The sequence below is a fragment of the Metaclostridioides mangenotii genome (assembly GCF_018917235.1).
Lineage (GTDB): Bacteria > Bacillota > Clostridia > Peptostreptococcales > Peptostreptococcaceae > Metaclostridioides.
On sequence record NZ_JAHLOF010000004.1, the window covers coordinates 59,375 to 77,251 of the forward strand.

Consider the following 17,877-nt stretch of genomic DNA (forward strand, 5'->3'; position numbering starts at 1 on the left):
AGGGGGAAAAATAATGGAAAATAAATTGATAGTATCATCTTCACCTCATATTAGAAGTAATGAAGATACGTCATATATAATGAAACAAGTTACAATAGCACTTCTTCCAGCTGCAGTCGCAGGAATTTATTTCTTTAGACTGAGTGCGCTGAGTGCAATGTTTTTTTGTATATTAGGTACAGTTGGTTCAGAATTTTTATATCAAAAACTTATGAAAAAAGAGAGTACTATTGGTGATTACTCAGCAGTAGTAACAGGATTATTATTAGCATTTAACGTTCCAGCATCACTTCCATGGTGGATGTGTTTACTTGGTGGGGCGTTTGCAATCATAGTAGTTAAAATGGTATTTGGTGGAATAGGGAATAACTTCTTAAACCCTGCACTAGCAGCGAGAGCATTTTTATTAGCTTCTTTCCCAGTGGCTATGACAGCTTGGACAGCACCAAAAGCTACAAATTGGATAGGAAGTAATATTGATGCAGTTTCTACTGCAACACCGCTTAGTTTTCTTAAGCAAGGTGCTGATGGAGTATCAGCTATTACACAAAGTGGAGTTAGCCTAACTGATTTGATCATAGGTAACATTGGAGGATGTATAGGTGAAACTTCAGCTATACTATTAATCCTAGGTGGAATTTACCTAATGTACAAAGGAATTATAAACTATGTAATACCAGTTGTATACATAGTTACAGTTTTTATATTAACATTTTTATTTAGCGGATTTAATATAACGTTTGCAGTATATCAATTATTCGCTGGTGGACTTATGTTAGGTGCTTTTTTCATGCTTACAGATTATACGACATCTCCAATGACGAAAAAAGCTCAAATAATTTATGCAGTAGTAGCAGGTGTACTTACTACTGTTATAAGAATGTACGGAGGATATCCAGAAGGTGTATCTTATTCGATACTACTAGTGAACGTTTTAACACCACTATTAGATAAGTTTGTGAAGAACAGAGTATTTGGGGAGGTGGCTAAATAATGAAAAGTATGATCAAACTAGGCCTTACCCTGTTAGCAATATGTGTAGTAGCATCATTCGCTCTAGGAGTTACAAACGAAGTTACAGCTCCAGTTATAGAACAAAGAAATATACAAGCTAACAACGAACTTAGACAAGCGGTATTACCAGATGCAAAAGATTTTAAACAGGTAAAAGAATCGGTATATAAAGGAATTGGTGACGGTATAGTTGCTGAAATAAATGAAGGTCTTGATGGTTCAGGTGAAGTTGTTGGATATACTGTAAAAACTTTGCCTAGTGGTTATGGTGGAGCGATAGAACTTATGGTTGGTCTATCTAAAGATGGAAAAATTACAGGGGTAAAGACAGGAACTATGTCTGAGACACCTGGTTTAGGATCAAAAGCAGCTGATCCAACTTTTATAGATCAATATAAAGACAAACCAACATCAGCCCTAGAAGTTGTCAAAGGAAGTGCTTCAGGAGATAATCAAATACAAGCAATATCGGGAGCTACTATTACATCTACTGCTGTTACAAATGGAGTTAACGCTGCAATAGAAGTTTATAATAGTGCTTTAAATAAATAATAGGAGGGTTATATATGAGTTTAGCTAAGATATTTAAAAACGGGCTAATTGATGAAAACCCAACGTTTGTTCAGGTAATCGGGATGTGTCCTACACTAGCTGTAACAACTTCAGCAATTAATGGACTTGGTATGGGACTTTCGACAGCTCTAGTTCTACTATGTGCGAATGTTTTTATATCAATAATGAGAAATATTATTCCTGATAAAATTAGAATACCTGCATTTATCGTTGTAATAGCAACATTTACTACAATAGTCGGAATGTTACTTAAGGCTTACGTGCCTGCTCTAGATGCAGCTTTAGGTCTTTATATACCTCTAATAGTTGTTAACTGTATACTACTAGCTCGTGCTGAGAGTTTCGCGTCAAAAAATGGAGCTATAGCTTCTGCAGTTGATGGAATTAGTATGGGGCTAGGATTCAGTGTGGCACTAACAATACTAGGGGCAGTGAGAGAAATACTTGGAAATGGTAGTATATTTGGATGGGCACCATTTGGGGCTTCATTCCAACCGATATTAATATTTGTATTGCCTCCAGGTGCGTTTTTAACACTAGGATTTTTATTCGCTGGATTTAATAAATTAATGGGCAAGAAAGCATAGTGGAGGTGCGATAAATGAATTTAATACTTTTATTTTTAAGTGTTGTTCTTGTTAATAACGTTATAACTTCTCAGTTCTTGGGTATATGTCCATTCCTTGGTGTATCTAAGAAGACTGACACTGCATTAGGAATGGGAGTTGCAGTTACTTTCGTTTTGACATTAGCATCATTTATTACTTATTTTGTTCAAGTGTTATTAGTAAAAACTAATACAGAATTTTTACAAACAATAGCATTTATACTTGTTATAGCTTCTATAGTACAGTTTGTTGAGATGGTAATACAAAAAATGAGTCCATCGCTTTACCAAGCGCTTGGAGTTTTCTTACCACTTATAACTACAAACTGTGCGGTACTTGGTATAGCACTTGTTAACGTACAAAATGGATACAACCTTATTGAAACTATTATAAATGGGTTCGGAGCAGGAGCTGGTTTCACGCTAGCAATAGTATTATTTGCAGGAATAAGAGAGAGATTAGAGCTTGCAGATATACCAGATGGATTTAAAGGATTTCCAATAACTTTAATCTCTGCTGGACTTATGTCAATAGCTTTCTTAGGTTTCACAGGGCTTATAAAGTTATAGAATTGGAGGTAAATGTATATGAATACAATAATAATTTCAGTACTAGTTTTAGGAATCATGGGATTGATCTTTGGAGTAGTACTTGCATTTGCTTCTCAGAAGTTTGCTGTTGAAACTGATGAAAGAGTAGATGCAATACTTGAAGTTCTTCCCGGAGCAAACTGCGGTGGTTGTGGATTCCCTGGTTGTGGAGGTCTTGCAAGCGCAGTTGTAGAAGGTAAAGCACCAGTTAATGGTTGTCCTGTTGGTGGGGCTGCTGTCGCTGCAAAAGTAGGAGAAATAATGGGAATAACTGCAGATGATGGCGAGAGAAAAGTTGCAAAAGTAATATGTAAAGGTGACTGTTCAAGTGCTAAGAATAAATACGAATACGAAGGTATAACTGATTGTAGAACTGCTAATGTTTTAAATTCAGGAGCTAAATCATGTAAATTCGGTTGCCTTGGGCTTGGCACATGTAAAGATGCATGTAATTTTGGTGCTATTACTGTAATAGATGGTGTAGCTGTTATTGATGAAGATAAATGCGTTGACTGTGGTAAATGTATGGAAGTTTGCCCTAAAGGAATAATCAAAGAAAAGCCAGTTAGTAAAGAAGTAGTTGTTGAATGTAACAGCAAAGAATTCGGAAAAGATGTAAAAGAGAAGTGTATAGTAGGATGTATAGGTTGTGGAATATGTGTGAAAGCATGTAAATTTGACGCTATTATATTCGAGGATAAGCTAGCAAGAATAGATTATGATAAGTGCGTAGGATGTATGGAATGTGTTAAAAAATGTCCTACTAAAGTTATAAAAGGAAATTTACCTAAGAATGCTTAAGTAAGAATAGAGATGAGCAACTTTGCATTGGGTGTACAGCATGTAAAAAACAATGTAGATTCGATGCAATTGATGGTGAATTAAAACAAACTTACAAAGTGGATCCAGAAAAATGTGTTGGATGCCATTTATGTCTTCAAAAATGTCCAAAGAAAGCTATTAAAACAATTTGATTTGGATAGAATAAGGGTATGGGAAAAATTCCATACCCTTTTTTAGTGGAAACATTTGTTATTACTGAGAAAGATAACGATAATGTAATAAAAAAGGTTCGACATTTCTGTTGATATTTTTACAATATAATGATAGACTTAATAGGTACAAATTTACGTACAGATGAGGTGAACTAATGAATATAATCTTAGCATCAGCTTCTCCAAGAAGAAAAGAAATTCTGGAGAACTACAATGTAAACTTTAATATAATTAAGAGTGAAATAGACGAAGTTATATTAGATCATGAGTTGCCTATTCAGGTGGTTATGAGATTGGCATTGGAAAAGGGGATGGATGTTGCATGCAAGAATCAAGGAGAACTGGTTATTGCTGCTGACACGATTGTTGTACTCGATGATATGATCCTTGGTAAACCTAAAGATGAATCTGATGCGTATAATACACTAAATAGTTTGTCTGGAAGAGAACACCAAGTTGTAACTGGAATTAGTTTAATAAATTTAGCTGATAACAAAAAAGTTGTAGACTATGTTGTTAGCAAAGTCAAATTTAAGAATTTGTCTGAAAAGCTTATTTTAGATTATTTGAAGACAGGTGAATTTCAGGATAAAGCAGGTGCTTATGGCATACAAGGGTATGGTGCATTGTTGGTTGATGAAATTAAAGGTGACTATTTTAATATAGTTGGACTTCCGATTTCTAAACTCAATGATTTATTAATCAAGTATTTTGATATAAATCTTTTTTATGGAGCGTGATTTTACTGAAACAGTCATTTAGTTCTAATATTACTTTGAAAAAAATGACGTTGGAGGAAAGACCGAGAGAAAAGATGCTTATTAATGGTGCAAAGGGTTTATCAAATTCTGAGCTACTGGCAATAATACTTAGAACTGGTACAAAGAATATAAATGCGATAGATCTTGCAAATCAGATTATAAACACAGATGAACAAGGGATTAGAAATCTTGAACATATGACTATTGAAGAGTTATGTGAAATTGAAGGCATTGGATTATCCAAAGCAGCACAGATTAAAGCTGCACTTGAATTAGGAGTTAGGATAGCATCTTATAAGCCTTTAAAACATAAAATAAACGATCCCTGGGATGTATATAATAGCTATGTAGATAGTTTAAGGTTTTTAGACAAAGAAGTATTCAAAACTATTCTTTTAAATACAAAAAATGAAGTCATTTCTGATGTTGAGATATCAGTAGGAACATTAAACTCATCGTTGGTTCATCCTAGAGAGGTTTTTAAAGAAGCGATCAAAAGAAGTACTAATAAAATAATCTTAATACATAATCATCCATCTGGATATGTAGAACCTTCTAGTGAAGATAAAAAAATCACTAATAGGTTAGTCAAATGTGGAGAAATTTTGGGAATTGGAATTTTAGATCACATAATAATTGGAGATGGAATTTATTTTAGTTTTAAAGAAAACATGTTAATTTGATTTATATATGAGGAAGGAGCATTTAATATGGCTAAAGAGAAAAAGGAAAAAAAAGAGAAAAGATCATGGTTTGGTGGATTTAAAAAAGTAACAAAGGATATGGGGATAGACTTAGGTACTGCTAATACGTTAGTTTACATAAAAGGTCAAAATATAGTTGTTAGAGAACCTTCTGTTGTTGCTATTAGAGATGACAGTAAAGAGGTTTTAGCTGTTGGAGAAGAAGCTAAAAAAATGATAGGTAGAACACCAGGAAATATAGTTGCTATAAGACCTATGAAAGATGGAGTTATAGCTGACTTCGATATTACACAATCAATGCTTAGCTACTTTATTCAAAAGGCTGCAGATAAAAAAGGTGTTGTAAATCCAAGAATAGCGATATGTGTTCCTTTCGGAGTTACTGAAGTAGAAAAAAGAGCAATTGAAGAAGCTGCTAGAAATGCTGGAGCCAGAGATGCATACTTAATAGAAGAGCCAATGGCTGCTGCAATAGGTGCTAATTTAAAGGTTGAAGAGCCAGAAGGAAATATGGTTGTAGATATCGGTGGGGGTACTACAGAAATCGCTGTAATATCTTTAGGTGGTATAGTTACGGCTAAATCTATCAGAATAGGTGGAGACGAGTTTGACGAATCTATTGTAAGTTATGTTAAAAAAGAGTACAACCTTATGATAGGTGAGAGAACTGCTGAAAATGTAAAGATTACAATAGGATCTACTTATAAAGAGGATCAAGAAACAAATATGCAAATAAGAGGTAGAGATTTAATTTCAGGACTACCTAAAACTATAGAAATCTGTTCAACAGAAGTTAGAGAAGCTTTAAAAGAGCCAATAAGCTCTATAGTTGATGCAATAAGATCAACATTAGAGAAAACTCCGCCAGAACTTGCATCAGATATAATGGAAAACGGAATAATGTTAACAGGTGGAGGAGCACTTCTTAGAGGATTAGACAAGTTAATAAATCAAGAAACTGGTATGTACGTACAAATAGCAGAAGCTCCACTTGACTGTGTAGCACTTGGAACAGGAAAATCTGTAGAAGATCAAGAGATATTTGAAAAAGTATTGATGATGAATGCAAACAAGTAAAGGTTGGTGTTAACCTTGAAATTTCAAAAACCCAAAAAAGGTAAAAAAAAGATTAATGTTAAAGTGATAGCGACAGGCGTAGTTGCTATCACTTTAATTGGAATTGTAGGTATATCAGTTTTTAAGTTTTCTGGAACAAATCCTATATCAACTAGACCTGTGAGTGATTCAGTTACAAGCGTAGGAAGTGGTGTAAATAAGGGATTTTCATTTATATCAAACAATCTAGGTGGTATTTTCAAATTTAAGGCAAATGCCGATAAAGCTAAAAAGTTAGAAAAAGAAAATGAAAAACTAAAGGATGACGTTATAAAATTAAATGCAAAGCTTGATAAAGTTGAAGCATTAGAGGAATTAAAAAAATCACTTAATTTTGTAGAGGAAGAATATAAGGCCAATAGTATTGCTACAACAGTTGTAGAAAAAAATGATGGCAACTGGTACAATAGTATGGTTTTAGCAGCAGGTAAGAAGTCGGGCGTAAAAAAAGAGAGCATTATAATGAATGGAAGAGGCTTAGTAGGTCTTGTTTATGAAGTATCAGACAACTACAGCAAAGCCATCTCTCTTTTAGACTCTAAGGCTTCTGTAAGCTTTAAATTATCAAAAAATGATAATTCTAAGGGGATCATTACACAAAACACTAATATTGAAGATAAAGAAAAATACAATAGCAAAGGCTATTTACAAGGATATATGTTTGACTCATCATATGACGTTGTTCAGGGAGACGTAGTTGTTACTTCAGGACTTGGTATTTTTCCAGAGGGAATTCCAATTGGAGAGGTTGAGAAAGTAATAGATGATAAAAATAATTCTCTTAAATACGTCGTTGTTAAACCCTACGTAAACTTTAAAAATATTGATGATGTCGTAATTGTTGAACCTAGAAATATAGAGCAAAGGGGAAATTAAACTATGAAAAAAGTTTTACTTTGCTTACTAGGATTATTACTTGTAATAGTTGAAAATAGTATTTTAAATTATATAAATATACTTGGAGTAAGTATTAATTTGATTCTTATATATATAATCTTTATATCTCTTTATTCAGATAGCCTTGAAGGTGGAATTATTGCAGCTATTGTAGGATTGTTAAAGGATATAACTGTAGGAGGAGTATTTGGAATTAATGCTTTAATACTTTTTGTAGTAGCCTACGTAATAGGATATATGAGAGAAAAATTATACAAAGATAGCTATAGCACAATATTTATATTGGTAGTTTTAGCTACAATGTTAGACTCTATTTTAAATATAGCTATGTCCAGTATAATTTATCACAGTTATGGACTACTCACATTAGTTTTAAAAGGACTACTTATTGCTCCTCTTACTAATGGAATTGTAAGTCTTTTACTGTATCGATTATCTAGAAAACTAGTGCTAAAACTAAAAGAAGATTAGTTGGTGATATGATGGATGAAAATAAACATATAGATAGGCTTAGTACTATAAAGAAAATTATAATAATTGCGTTTATTATAATTTTTGCAAAGATTCTGTATATGACAACCTTTAAACATGCCCATTACTCCGAATTAGCTGAGAATAAAACGTACAAAAAACTGCTTATTGAGGCACCAAGAGGGGAAATTAGAGATAGATACGGAAGATTACTCGCAGGAAATAAAAATTCGTTTACAGTTCAAATTTCTGGAAATGATTTAAATAAAAACGGTGCAGAAAAAGCAAATGAGATTTCTCTAAAGCTTATTGAATTGTTGGAAAAAAACAGTGAGGAGTATGTAGATGAATTTCCTATATACGTTGAAAATGGTAAATACTTTTACACATTTGATAGAAATATAAACGAATACAAAAAAGAAAATAATATACCTCTAGAATATAATGCTAAAAAGAGTTTTTACTTCTTGGTTGATAAAGCTATCAAAGATGGAGTTTTGACTAATGAAGATAAAGATCTGGATCCAGTTAAGTTACAGCAAAAATTAAATGAAAATGGATATTACCCACCGATTTTAGTTAAGACTTGGACTTTTACAGATCAGAGAGACAAAAAGGATTGGCTAGAGAGTTATAAAATTAAAGATAGAATTCCTAGTGCTAGAGAAGCATTTTTAGAAATAAGAAACAGTGAATCACTTGAAATAGACAAGAACTTAAGTGACGAAGACGCTAGAAAAATTTTAGTTGTCAGAGATTTAGTTAAATCACAGGGATATTCTCAGTACAATCCGGTAACAATTGCAAAAGACATAGATGAAACTGTTATATCGCAGATTGAAGAAAATGCGATGGATTTAGTTGGAGTTTCTGTAGCAATTGAGCCTGTTAGATACTATCCAAACAACAATTTAGCATCACATACACTTGGATATGTTGGTAAAATGCCAGCGACTCAAAAAGAAGAGTATGAAGAAAAAGGATACTCTGATAAAGACATGGTAGGTCTAGCGGGTATTGAGAAGAGTTATGAAGATCAATTAAAAGGTAAAGATGGATATAAAATGGTTCAAGTAGATGCACTTGGAAGAATTAGTCAAGAAATAGAATCAAAAGAGCCTGAATCGGGAGATACAGTATATTTAAGTATTGATAAAGATCTTCAAGAAATTGCTGAGAGTTCTCTAAAACAAGTAGTTGAGGTTACTACTAAAGGTGGAACTTTTAAAAGTAAATTTGGAAATAAATCCATATCTACTTATGCTGGTAAAGCTAAATCAGGAGCGTTAATTGCAATAGATGTTAAAACTGGTGAGGTACTTGCTTCAGCTAGTTACCCAGATTATGATCCTAATAAATTTGCAACAGGTATAAGTTCAAAGGACTATAAAGAATTGCAACCGCAAAATCAAAATGATTTACTTGCTGCGAGTCCATTGTTAAATTTAGTTTCACAGGGGGCATTCCAGCCAGGATCGACATTTAAGATAATAACAGGTATGGCTGGTCTAGAAAATGGTCTTGACCCAAATTATACAATAGCTGATACAGGGGTAATAAGACTTGGAGGTCAAACTTTTGGAGACTTTATCTGGAACCATGGTGGAGGTAATCACGGACTTACAAACTTGTACAAAGCAATACAAGAATCTTGTAATATTTACTTTTATACTATAGCTACAGGTAAAAACTGGATAGGTGGAAGTGACCCTGGTATAAATATGGGTGCTGATAAGGTACTTGAGGTAGCAAAGATGTTTGGTCTTGATGAAAGTACTGGACTTGGAAGACAGATTGAAGAAAGATTCGGTAGGGTACCTAACCCTGAAGATAAGTTGAAATCAACACAAGCAATGTTAAAATCTGACTTGATGAAAAAGATGGCAAATGACTTTTCAGATATAACTAAAGCTAAGGATCCAAAAGAATTTGAAAAGAGAATAGATGAAATTGTGAGTTGGGCAGCAGAAGATAAGACTCCAGGTAGAGTAGAGGCTATGAATAGACTTAAAAAGCTTAAGGTAAAAGAAGATAGAATTGAGCCTGACGCGGATTTAATAGTTTTCAGTCACTTAAATTTTGCAAAATGGAGTACAGCGGATACATTTAACTTAGCGATCGGTCAGGGGGAAAATGCATATACGCCAGCTCAAATGGTTAGAGCTATTGCAGCTGTTGCAAATGGTGGAAATTTGGTGGATATGACCGTTGTAGAAAAATCAGTTGCTAGCGACTATTCTTCTTCTAAAGAAGTAGAGAAGAAATCTACTAAGATACCATTTAAATACCCTGAAAATCTAAAAGAACTTACAAAAGGAATGAAGTTAGTTTCTAAACAAGGTTCTGCTAAAGGCGTATATGCTAATTTCCCTGTTGAAGTAGCTTCCAAAACAGGAACAGCAGAGAAGAGTGGTAAGATTCCAACTGAAAATGAGTACGAGTATCTTAAGAGCCACATAAAGTCGTATGGAGTAGATTTAAAAGAAGCTGAGGAACTTGCAGACAAGTTCAAGAAAGAAAGAGAGAAAGAATTATCTAAAGATAAAGAAAAAGAAATAAAACAAAAATTAAAAGATAAAGATTTAGATGAAAAAGAAAGAGAAAAATTAGAAGAACAGTTAAAAGATGGTGTAAAAGAAAAACTAGAGAACACAGATAAAATAAATGCTGCTTATTTAAGAAAAGCAATAAAAGAATTGAATCCAGATATAACCGATGATGATATCGATAAATTTAAAGATACTTATGGTTCATTCTCATGGAGTGTGTCATTTGCACCTGCAGATGATCCAGAAATAGCAGTTGTATGTGTTATCCCTCAGGGAGATTCAAGTTCATTCTCACTTTTACCATCGAGAGAAGTTATTGGCGCTTATATGGGTCTTCTTGACGATAAAGATAAAAAAACTGAAAAAAACTCTAAAAATCAAGACACAGATAAAAAAGAACAATCTTCTAATAGTATGAATTTTTCGTCACAAATTAATAGATAATTCAAAAGTAATTTAAACTTTTGCATTTATTACAAATTTAAAAGGAATTTGCGATTAATTTGAAGAATATTAAATGTATATCATTCTGGAGGTTGTTATGTCTTTGAAAGAATTTATAAATCAGGAGCCCATAGAGTTTAAGGGTAATAAAGAGGGCATAATAGTAAATATAAAAAGAAAGTTACCCTTCGAAGAAATTAAAGAAAATTTAATTAATAAATTAGAGTCGTATGTTGGGTTTTTCAATGGGGCGAAAATCAGTAAAATTAATAGTGATTTTCTGAATGATATTGAAATTTTACAGCTAAAAGATAGCATTGTATCGAAATTTGATGTAGAATTTATTGAAGAACAACTTATTGAAGAACTTGCTAAATTTGATACTAAATATGTAAAATCATTAAGATCAGGGGAGTATATTGAATACGACGGAGATGTTGTTGTACTGAGCGATATGAAACCAGGTTCTGAGGTTGTATCAACATTTAATACAGTAGTTATGGGTGACGTCCAATCTGGCGCTAAAGTGATTGCTGGAGGAAACGTAACTGTAATGGGAAGTATTTCAGGTTTTGTACATGCAGGTTCAAATGGTAATCAATCTGCATATGTTGTATCTATAAATCTAAGGCCTAAAGTTCTTAAAATCGCTGAGGTTATAGCAGAGGCACCAGACGATGAAGATTATGGGGAAGAAAAAGACTCAAGTCCAGAAATAGCATATGTAAGTAATGATAGAATAGTAATAGAAAGTTATTTATCTATCGCGGGTAAATAACGAATAATTAGGGGGTAGAAATATGAGCGAAGTTATAGTTATAACATCTGGGAAAGGTGGAGTTGGAAAGACTACCACTTCAGCTAACCTTGGAACTGCGCTAAGCTTGGAAAATAAAAAGACGGTAATAGTGGATGCCGATATCGGACTTAGAAACCTTGATGTGGTAATGGGTCTAGAAAATAGAATAGTTTACGACATAGTAGATGTTGTTGAAGGAACTTGTAGACTTAAGCAAGCCCTTATAAAAGACAAGAGATTCGATAATCTATACCTACTTCCTGCAGCTCAAACCAGAGATAAAAATGCAATTAAGGCAGAACAAATGAAAGAGCTTTGCGATAAACTAAAAGAATCGTTTGATTATATCTTAATAGACTGCCCAGCAGGTATAGAGCAAGGATTTAAAAATGCTGTATCAGGGGCTGATAGAGCTATAGTTGTAACAAATCCAGAAATATCAGCAGTAAGAGATGCAGACAGAATAATAGGCTTATTAGAAGCAAATGAAATAAAAGACATAAGACTTATAATCAATAGAATAAAACAGGATATGGTAAATCGAGGAGATATGATGGATAAACAAGATATCCTTGAGATTCTAGCCGTCGATTTATTAGGACTAGTTCCTGACGATGAAAGCATAATTATATCAACTAACAAAGGGGAACCAGCTATACTTGATTCTAAATCTCAGGCTGGACAAGCATATAAAAATATTGCCAAAAGAATATTAGGTCAAGATGTACCTTTACTAGAGTTTGCTACTGAAGGTGGTTTTTTCAGTAAGTTAAAAAGGCTAGTTATGGCAAAATAACAGGAGGGGAATATGGCTGTTTTTGATTTGTTTAAGGCTTTTTCTAACGACAGTAGAAAAAGTAAGTCAGTAGCTAAAGAAAGATTAAAACTGGTTTTAGTAAATGATAGAGTTGATTGTTCGCCTCAACTACTGGATATGATAAAATCGGATATGTTAAAGGTAATTGCAAATTATGCAGAGATAGAAGAATCAGGACTTGAGATAAAAATGTCAAAATGTAGAAGTGAAAAGGATGACTCTGCAATTTCAGCACTAGTTGCTAATATACCATTAAAGAGTATTAAAGAAAGAAATATGTAGATATATAGGGGGGATATAACCTCCCTTTTATTGTTTTATAGTGTTTTGGTTAGTGAAGAGTAGGTGAAAATATGTTTAAGATTGACTATAAGATGATGTTTAAGTTAGTAAAACAACTTGATTGGAAATTGATAGTTATTGTTTTATCGATTCTTGGATTTGGCCTCGTAATGATAACTAGTGCAACACATCTAAATTCGGGTGGAAGTTTTGCAAAGATTTCTAAACAATTATTAGCATTTGTACTAGGAGTAGGACTGGTTATTTTTATATTATTCTTTGATTATAATACTATAGGTAAATACTATAAATTACTTTACCTTATAAGCTTAATATTACTAGTTGCAGTTCTTTTACCTGTTATTGGGCTTGAAAGCAGAGGGGCTAGGAGATGGATTAAGTTAGGACCTATAACACTTCAAACTTCAGAAATTGTTAAATTTACATTTATTATGTCATATGCAAAAATATTAGAAACTCACAAAGGTAAGTTAAACAATTTAAAGGAAATTTTTCCAGTTGTTATGTATGCAGTACCATTTATAGGGTTAATAATAGCTCAACCTGATTTAGGCTCAGCACTTGTATTTATTTGTATTGTTGCAGCAATGTTATTTGTTTGTGGTTTAGACTCAAAGATAATTAAGAGAAGCATAATTCTCATTGTTCTTATTTCTCCGATTCTATACTTGATGATGGCAGACCATCAAAAAGTGAGAATTGAGGCATTTCTTAACCCTGAAGATATTACATTAAAAGGAAATTATCAGGTTATGCAATCTTTGATAGCTGTTGGATCAGGTGGAATTAGTGGAAAAGGTCTTTTCAATGGGACACAAAACCAAGAGAATTTTCTACCTATAAATGATAGTGATTTTATCTTTGCAGTAGTAGGAGAAGAGCTTGGAGCAATTGGTATGTTTGTGTTAATTGTTCTGTATATAATGTTGTTGTTTAGGTTGATATACATATCGGGGGAGGCTAAGGACTTTTATGGCACCCTTATAGTAATAGGAGTTTTTGGAATGCTCTTTTACCAGATAGTTCAAAATATTAGTATGACAATAGCTCTGCTCCCTGTTACAGGTATAACACTTCCATTTGTCAGTGCTGGAGCTAGCTCTATACTAACATCACTGGCAAACATTGGATTAGCATTAAATGTTTATATGAGAAGAAAAAAGATAAATTTCTAAAACTTATAAAAAGTGTATATTATTAATGTCGTATTTTATGATATTATAATATATATGAATTTTATTAATTAAATTATAGGATTTTTAGAATAAGAAATCTTAAAGGGGGATATCCTAAGGGACGATTCTCCTTTATTTAGTAAAATCGTCTTATATAAAGTTGGAGAGTGGTGGTTATTTGTTCAATATAAATTATAAATTGACATTAAAATTAATCAAACAGTTAGACTGGAAGTTGATAACAATAGTTTTGGTGATATTTGGTTTTGGATTAATCATACTGAGTAGTGCAACACATGCTAACTCTACAGGAGGATTTAAACAAATCTATAAACAGATATTAGCTTTTATTCTAGGAGCAGGAGCTTTAGTTTTTATACTATTGTTTGATTATAATCTATTAGGAAAATATTATAAAGAAATATATTTGATAAGTTTAATTCTCCTTGCTGTTGTGCTAATTCCTGGAATTGGTGCAGTAAGAGGGGGAGCTAGATCTTGGCTACATATTGGTCCTTTAGATTTTCAAACGTCGGAGCTAGTTAAGCTTACCTTTATAATAAGTTACGCTAAGATCGTAGAGAGCAAAAAAGGAAAATTAAATACAATAAAAGAAATAATACCGGTGTTGTTATACGCAGCACCATTTATTGGGTTGTTACTTGCTCAACCAGATCTAGGAGGAGCCATAGTTTTTATTTGTATTATTGCTGCGATGCTTTTTTTATCAGGTCTTAGTACAAAGTTAATTAAGAGAGCTATAATTATTGTTGTTTTAATTTCTCCGCTTCTTTATCTAGTGATGGCAGATCACCAGAAGGTTAGAATAGAGGCCTTTTTAAACCCAGAAGATGTGACATTAAAAGGGAATTATCAAGTTATGCAATCATTGATAGCTATTGGATCTGGAGGCATTACAGGTAAAGGTCTATACAATGGAAGTCAAAATCAAGAGAACTTCTTGCCAGTACAAGACAGTGATTTTGTTTTCGCAGTTATTGGAGAGGAACTTGGAGTATTTGGGATGCTCTTTGTAATTTTTATGTTTACTCTATTTATAATACGGTTGTTATATATTGCCCAAGAAGCGAAGGACTTTTACGGTTCCTTAATTGTAATAGGGGTAATGGGGATGTTTGCATATCAAATAATACAAAATATTGGCATGACAGTTGCCTTAATACCCGTAACTGGAGTAACACTGCCTTTTATAAGTGCAGGAGCAAGTTCGGTTCTTACATCTCTTGCTAACTTGGGACTTGTTTTAAATGTGTACATGAGAAGAAAAAAAATAAATTTTTAACTATGTTAGGTGGAAGTTTTATGAATATAGCATTAATTGCTCATGATCAAATGAAAGAGACTATGGTAGCATTTTGTATAGGGTACGAAGCAATACTAAAAAAATACGGTTTATACGCAACAGGAACTACAGGTAAGAGAATTATGGAAGGAACTGAACTGAATATCAATAGACTGGCTTCAGGACCTTTAGGAGGCGACCAGCAAATAGGATCCTTAGTAGTTAATCAAGAAATTGATTTAGTAATTTTTTTAAGGGACCCATTAACATCGCAACCACATGAGACAGACATACAGGCTCTTATCAGATTATGCGATGTATATTACGTACCTATAGCTACAAATCTAGCTTCGGCTGAAATATTTATTAAGGCTTTGGATAGAGGCGAACTATCGTGGAGAGAAGTTCGTAAAAGATAGAAATAGAACAAAATAACCGGCTAGTAATATTTGAATTAATTCAAATATTACTAGCCGGTTATTTTTGCTATATTTGAGTTAAAAAATATACTGTACATTAGCTAAGTGTTATGTTATTATTTATTTCAAGTAATGAGTAATTCTTAAAAAATTTATAGATTGAGGTGATATAATGGGCGAATTAGCAAAACTGCCTAATATAGGAAAAGAAGTCGAAGCTCAATTGAATAGAGTCGGTATAAGCACACTTAATCAACTTTCTGAGTTAGGTAGTAAACAAGCCTGGTTGTATATTAAAGAGATAGATGATTCAGCTTGTATACATAGATTATATGCTTTGGAAGGTGCAATCAGAGGTGTAAAGAAATGCGAATTACCTAGTATTATTAAAAATGATTTAAAAGAATTTTACTATAATGCTAATAATAAGTAGAGAGCAAAAAATAATAAATATAATATAAAAAAGTAGCTATAAAAGATCCTATAAAGTGTTTTTTTAGCTACTTTTTTAATAATATTAGGATTATTTTAATTTTCACTAGGTAAAAAGTTATACATAAAATAAAAAATTTATATATTTAAAGTTTTAGAAAAGCTAAGATAATAAGTAAGACTCCACTTATCCATGAAATATCCATATTAATTTTATCGGATACTTTGCCACCAAAATTACATGCTATAATCATTAACGTAGTATTAACAACTAAAAAAGAAAATAAAATTAATGTGTAGCTAAAATTAGTAATACCAGCACCAAAACCAGCAGCGAGCGCATCCATTGAAAGAGCTAAAGCCAAAACGGCAGATTCTTTTACTGATAAAGATTTCGAGAGATCTTTGTCTGCGCTTTCTGGATCTACGTATATTTGAAGTATAAAGCTCATATTAAACATAGAAAAATTTATTTCTTTATTAATATTGTTATTCTTTCTCTTAATAAAAGATTTAGATGTACTATCAAATAATTTAATTAAACCTATTAAAAATAATATAGAAAAACAAAATATTTTAGTTAAACTGACGGGAATATAAGATCCAATCGTTGAACCTAAAAATAATGAAATGCCTAAAATTAAAGTACAGATAATATTTATAACTGCTATTGATGATAAAGGTAACTTTATTTTATTAGCACCATAAGCAAAACTTGCGACAAAAGAATCTATAGAAAGTGCTACGACAAGCAACATTATCTCTAATAAATAAAACACATTAAAACTCATAAATGACACCGCCTTTCATAGTCTATTTTATATTTATTCATTCTCCAAAATTTTGTTACGAGAATCAGAATTCTAGAATTATAAATTTTAAAAATTAAGAATATACATAGGAATTTTACAGATACTAATAACATGATTATTAGATTTCTGATTTATGGAGCATTGGGTTGGTGTATGGAAATTTTATGGACTGGTTTTCATTCACTAAAAGACAAAGATTATAAGATGACAGCGACAACATCTATTTGGATGTTTTTTATATATGGCATGGTAGTTTTTTTTGAACCTGTTTGCGATTTGTTAGCAGGGCTTCCAATTATAATAAGAGGTGGTGTATATGTTTTATGTATATTTGGTATCGAGTACTTAACAGGAGGCTTTTTAAGAAGACTAGGGACATGTCCATGGGATTATACTGGAAGTAGGTTTAGCATCAATGGTCTTATAAGGTTAGATTATGCACCTGCATGGTTTTTAGCTGGAATAATATTTGAAACAGTATATAGGCAATTGATTTAGTAAGTTTCAAAAGAATACATCGATTTATTGGGTTAAGTATTCAAGTATTAATTATATTTGACCCAATAAATCGACGCTTTCTACTGATTATTTGAGTATCAAAAAAATAAGAGGCGTTAAATGCGTTAAATAAAATTAAATATAAATGTTTTAATCTCTAATTAGACAAAATTGAACTAAAGACAAAAAGGAGTGAGGTTAATGGCTATAAAGAACAATACGAATAAGAAAAATAAACAATTTGAAAAAATTGAAACTGAAAACAAAAATATGTTTAACAGTATAACAAACTCTGTTTCTGTAGAAAACCAAAATCAACATCACAATGTTAAAAAAGCATCTCTTGGACCAAACACTAAAAGATGAGGTAAGGATATATTGCAGGAGCAATTAGAAAAAAATAAGATCAAATAAATAGTTTTAAATCAAAAGGACTGTAGCAAATAAATGTGTACAGTCCTTTTGAATATAAATATGTAAATCACAGTTCATCTATTAAAGTGTAAAACTTAAACTTTAAAATTAAATAAGGATAGTCTTAAAACTGAATGTTATCCAGTTTCAATACTATCCTTATTTATGAATAAACTTTTATAA

Annotated in this window: 20 protein-coding genes and 1 pseudogene; 20 read left to right on the forward strand and 1 reads right to left on the reverse strand. The window is 32.2% G+C overall.

All coding sequences use genetic code 11. The annotated features are described in order from the left end of the window. Nucleotides 1-13: 13 nt before the first annotated feature. The 18 genes and pseudogenes from KQI18_RS07430 to KQI18_RS07520 all read left to right on the forward strand — a co-directional run bounded on the left by KQI18_RS07430 (nucleotide 14) and on the right by KQI18_RS07520 (nucleotide 15,971). Nucleotides 14-994 (forward strand): RnfABCDGE type electron transport complex subunit D, encoded by a 981-nt coding sequence (locus tag KQI18_RS07430; RefSeq protein WP_216467158.1) that lies wholly within the window; start codon nucleotides 14-16, stop codon nucleotides 992-994. After that, nucleotides 994-1,566, forward strand: a complete 573-nt coding sequence (locus KQI18_RS07435) for an RnfABCDGE type electron transport complex subunit G (RefSeq protein WP_216467159.1) — start codon at nucleotides 994-996, stop codon at nucleotides 1,564-1,566. Before KQI18_RS07430 ends, KQI18_RS07435 begins: the two co-directional genes overlap by 1 nt. A gap of 14 nt (nucleotides 1,567-1,580) precedes the next feature. Further along, a complete protein-coding gene (locus KQI18_RS07440; protein WP_216467160.1) occupies nucleotides 1,581-2,174 on the forward strand; it encodes an RnfABCDGE type electron transport complex subunit E in 594 nt (197 codons plus the stop codon). Nucleotides 2,175-2,188: 14 nt separating this feature from the next. Continuing rightward, complete coding sequence (gene rsxA / locus KQI18_RS07445; RefSeq protein WP_216467161.1) at nucleotides 2,189-2,764, forward strand: electron transport complex subunit RsxA; 576 nt, start codon at nucleotides 2,189-2,191, stop codon at nucleotides 2,762-2,764. A gap of 18 nt (nucleotides 2,765-2,782) precedes the next feature. Further along, nucleotides 2,783-3,759, forward strand: a pseudogene (locus KQI18_RS07450) (RnfABCDGE type electron transport complex subunit B). Nucleotides 3,760-3,935: 176 nt separating this feature from the next. Further along, complete coding sequence (locus KQI18_RS07460) at nucleotides 3,936-4,520, forward strand: Maf family protein (RefSeq protein WP_216467163.1); 585 nt, start codon at nucleotides 3,936-3,938, stop codon at nucleotides 4,518-4,520. A gap of 44 nt (nucleotides 4,521-4,564) precedes the next feature. Further along, entirely contained in the window at nucleotides 4,565-5,224 is a 660-nt protein-coding gene (radC, locus tag KQI18_RS07465) for a RadC family protein (protein WP_216467324.1), read from the forward strand. Nucleotides 5,225-5,251: 27 nt separating this feature from the next. Further along, a complete protein-coding gene (locus tag KQI18_RS07470; protein ID WP_216467164.1) occupies nucleotides 5,252-6,322 on the forward strand; it encodes a rod shape-determining protein in 1,071 nt (356 codons plus the stop codon). 6 nt (nucleotides 6,323-6,328) lie between these two features. Beyond that, a complete protein-coding gene (gene mreC, locus KQI18_RS07475) occupies nucleotides 6,329-7,237 on the forward strand; it encodes a rod shape-determining protein MreC (RefSeq protein WP_334299402.1) in 909 nt (302 codons plus the stop codon). 3 nt (nucleotides 7,238-7,240) lie between these two features. Continuing rightward, complete coding sequence (gene mreD / locus KQI18_RS07480; protein WP_216467166.1) at nucleotides 7,241-7,729, forward strand: rod shape-determining protein MreD; 489 nt, start codon at nucleotides 7,241-7,243, stop codon at nucleotides 7,727-7,729. 11 nt (nucleotides 7,730-7,740) lie between these two features. Beyond that, nucleotides 7,741-10,722, forward strand: a complete 2,982-nt coding sequence (locus KQI18_RS07485; RefSeq protein WP_216467167.1) for a penicillin-binding transpeptidase domain-containing protein — start codon at nucleotides 7,741-7,743, stop codon at nucleotides 10,720-10,722. 97 nt (nucleotides 10,723-10,819) lie between these two features. Continuing rightward, nucleotides 10,820-11,500 (forward strand): septum site-determining protein MinC, encoded by a 681-nt coding sequence (gene minC / locus KQI18_RS07490; RefSeq protein ID WP_216467168.1) that lies wholly within the window; start codon nucleotides 10,820-10,822, stop codon nucleotides 11,498-11,500. Between the two features lie 22 nt (nucleotides 11,501-11,522). Continuing rightward, nucleotides 11,523-12,317, forward strand: a complete 795-nt coding sequence (gene minD, locus KQI18_RS07495; protein WP_216467169.1) for a septum site-determining protein MinD — start codon at nucleotides 11,523-11,525, stop codon at nucleotides 12,315-12,317. Between the two features lie 12 nt (nucleotides 12,318-12,329). Next, nucleotides 12,330-12,620 (forward strand): cell division topological specificity factor MinE, encoded by a 291-nt coding sequence (minE, locus tag KQI18_RS07500; RefSeq protein WP_216467170.1) that lies wholly within the window; start codon nucleotides 12,330-12,332, stop codon nucleotides 12,618-12,620. Nucleotides 12,621-12,691: 71 nt separating this feature from the next. After that, entirely contained in the window at nucleotides 12,692-13,816 is a 1,125-nt protein-coding gene (locus KQI18_RS07505) for an FtsW/RodA/SpoVE family cell cycle protein (protein ID WP_216467171.1), read from the forward strand. Nucleotides 13,817-13,994: 178 nt separating this feature from the next. Continuing rightward, nucleotides 13,995-15,119, forward strand: a complete 1,125-nt coding sequence (locus tag KQI18_RS07510) for an FtsW/RodA/SpoVE family cell cycle protein (RefSeq protein WP_216467172.1) — start codon at nucleotides 13,995-13,997, stop codon at nucleotides 15,117-15,119. Between the two features lie 20 nt (nucleotides 15,120-15,139). Then, nucleotides 15,140-15,538 carry a methylglyoxal synthase gene (mgsA, locus tag KQI18_RS07515; protein WP_216467173.1) on the forward strand — a complete coding sequence of 133 codons (399 nt, stop codon included), beginning with the start codon at nucleotides 15,140-15,142 and terminating at the stop codon, nucleotides 15,536-15,538. 172 nt (nucleotides 15,539-15,710) lie between these two features. Beyond that, the gene (locus KQI18_RS07520) at nucleotides 15,711-15,971 is read left to right on the forward strand and encodes a TfoX/Sxy family protein (protein ID WP_216467174.1); all 261 of its coding nucleotides are present in this window, start codon (nucleotides 15,711-15,713) and stop codon (nucleotides 15,969-15,971) included. A 145-nt stretch (nucleotides 15,972-16,116) separates the two neighbouring features. Here the strand turns inward: KQI18_RS07520 and ytaF are convergent, their stop codons facing one another. After that, nucleotides 16,117-16,761, reverse strand: a complete 645-nt coding sequence (ytaF, locus tag KQI18_RS07525; RefSeq protein WP_216467175.1) for a sporulation membrane protein YtaF — start codon at nucleotides 16,759-16,761, stop codon at nucleotides 16,117-16,119. Nucleotides 16,762-16,893: 132 nt separating this feature from the next. Between ytaF and KQI18_RS07530 the strand changes: the two genes are divergently transcribed. Next, on the forward strand, nucleotides 16,894-17,280 hold the full coding sequence (locus KQI18_RS07530; RefSeq protein WP_216467176.1) for a putative ABC transporter permease: 387 nt from the start codon (nucleotides 16,894-16,896) through the stop codon (nucleotides 17,278-17,280). 201 nt (nucleotides 17,281-17,481) lie between these two features. Further along, nucleotides 17,482-17,646: a hypothetical protein gene (locus KQI18_RS07535; RefSeq protein WP_216467177.1), complete on the forward strand. Its 165-nt coding sequence runs from the start codon at nucleotides 17,482-17,484 to the stop codon at nucleotides 17,644-17,646. Nucleotides 17,647-17,877 lie beyond the last annotated feature (231 nt).